This is a genomic window from Dietzia sp. UBA5065 (genome assembly GCA_002415925.1).
Taxonomy (GTDB): Bacteria; Actinomycetota; Actinomycetes; order Mycobacteriales; family Mycobacteriaceae; genus Dietzia.
On sequence record DIAZ01000138.1, the window covers coordinates 7,397 to 9,376 of the forward strand.

Annotated in this window: 2 protein-coding genes; both read left to right on the forward strand. The window is 69.0% G+C overall.

Going from position 1 to position 1,980, the window contains the following annotated elements; all coding sequences use genetic code 11:
- Nucleotides 1–268: 268 nt before the first annotated feature.
- Nucleotides 269–952, forward strand: coding sequence for a hypothetical protein (locus B4M60_RS10735; protein ID WP_291083478.1), 684 nt, complete (start codon nucleotides 269–271; stop codon nucleotides 950–952).
- 102 nt (nucleotides 953–1,054) lie between these two features.
- On the forward strand, nucleotides 1,055–1,980 hold a 926-nt coding region (purT, locus tag B4M60_RS10740), incomplete at its 3' end, for a formate-dependent phosphoribosylglycinamide formyltransferase (protein WP_414646788.1).

Consider the following 1,980-nt stretch of genomic DNA (forward strand, 5'->3'; position numbering starts at 1 on the left):
CGCGATGCCCCCCGACGGGGCCATCCCGCAGGCCATAATGGAGAAACACTTATGTTGACTTATTTAATTTGGGTACGGCGTTTCCTGAGCGCCGGGCAGTGGCACCGCAGAAGGAACTGCGGGGCTCTCACTACGGCAAGGAGTTCATATGGCTACATTCAAGCGACTCGCTGCAGGTGCATCCGCCCTCGCGCTCGCCTCCGGAGCTGTGTTCACAGGAGCCGGAATGGCCGGGGCTCAGGGTTCGTCCGAGATCGCGTCCGCTGTGATGCTGTTTTCCGCTGGGCTCAACGGTGCGGTGAAGGTCACCCCGAATGAGACGGGTGGACCGACCGTCACCTACACCAACGGGGGCACGGTCGACCAGCGTTGCGTGGGCTTCACGGCTCCGTTCTCGTCGTTCATCGAGAGCGGCATCGACGGAGACGACCAAGTGAAGTTCAAGGCCGGGCTCGAGTTCATCGAGGCCGAAGGTGGAGTATCGCTGCTCCGTGCCGACGCGTCGGGCGATCCGGAGGCGATCGCGGACCCGAACCCCGACGACGACGAGGATCTGTACAACTCGATCATCGGTGTGCTCTATGCGTCCCCCGGTGACGGCGTGCTCGTCGAGAAGGGCGAGTCGGTGACGTGGACCGCGACCGCGCCGACCTCTGATCAGCCGTCGATCGCCATGGTCACCTGCAACACGCCGGGTGCGCCGCAGGGCAGTGACCCGTTCAGCATCGGCATCGACAAGCAGGTCGTCGCGGACGCGCTCAACGATGTCCTGCCCGGTGGCTCGATCGGTGTGGGCAGCGTGACCGGTGGCAGCGTCGAGATGGCGGCGACCGTGGTCGGATCGCTCGGCGCGGCCAGCTCGGACGGCAACTCGGCGACGGGTTCCGGCTTCAGCGAGGCCGGCAGCAACAGCAACGACGAGGGCACGGTCGGCGTGGAGACGATCAACTGACCGACCTTCGATGACTGATCCCCGGGCCCGGCACCTCCATGGTGCCGGGCCCGGCGGTCTGTTCGGCCGCGTTCCGCCCGTCGCCGCAGGTCTACTAGCGTGATGCCCATGACCGCCGCTCACGATCCCCTCGCCCCTCCCGTCGTGCACCGCTTCGGCACGCCCGGCTCGGACGGCGCCACCCGCGCGATGCTGCTCGGCTCGGGCGAGCTGGGTAAGGAGGTCACCATCGCGCTGCAGCGCCTGGGCGTCGAGGTGATCGCGGTGGACCGCTATGCCGGGGCGCCCGCCCACCAGGTCGCGCACCGGGCCCACACCATCGACATGACCGACGCGGCGGAGGTGCGCCGCGTGGTGGAACTCGAGCGGCCGCACGTGATCCTGCCCGAGATCGAGGCCATCGCCACGGCCGCGCTCGCGCAGATCGAGCAGGACGGGCTGGCCCGCGTGGTGCCCACCGCCCGGGCGGTGCAGCTGACCATGGACCGGGAGGGCATCCGCCGCCTCGCCGCCGAGGAGCTGGGCCTTCCCACCAGCAGGTACGCCTTCGCCTCCTCGCTGGAGGACCTGCAGGAGGCGTGCGCCGAGATCGGGTTCCCGTGCCTGGTCAAGCCCACCATGTCGTCGTCGGGCAAGGGCCAGTCCTCCCTTCGCGGTCCCCAGGACGTGGAGGCCGCCTGGGACTACGCGCAGTCCGGCGCCCGGGTCGCGGGGGCGCGCGTGATCGTGGAGTCGTTCGTCGACTTCGAGTACGAGATCACCCTGCTCACCGTCCGCAGCGTGGACCCCGACACGGGCGAGATCCGCACCGACTTCTGCGAGCCGATCGGCCATCGCCAGGAGCGCGGCGACTACGTGGAGTCGTGGCAGCCGCAGGCCATGACGCAGGACGCCTACGACTCGGCCCGCTCTGTCGCGGCCCGGATCACCGGCGCGCTCGGCGGGGTGGGCGTGTTCGGCGTGGAGCTGTTCGTCAAGGGCGTCGACGTCTACTTCTCCGAGGTCAGCCCCCGCCCGCACGACACCGG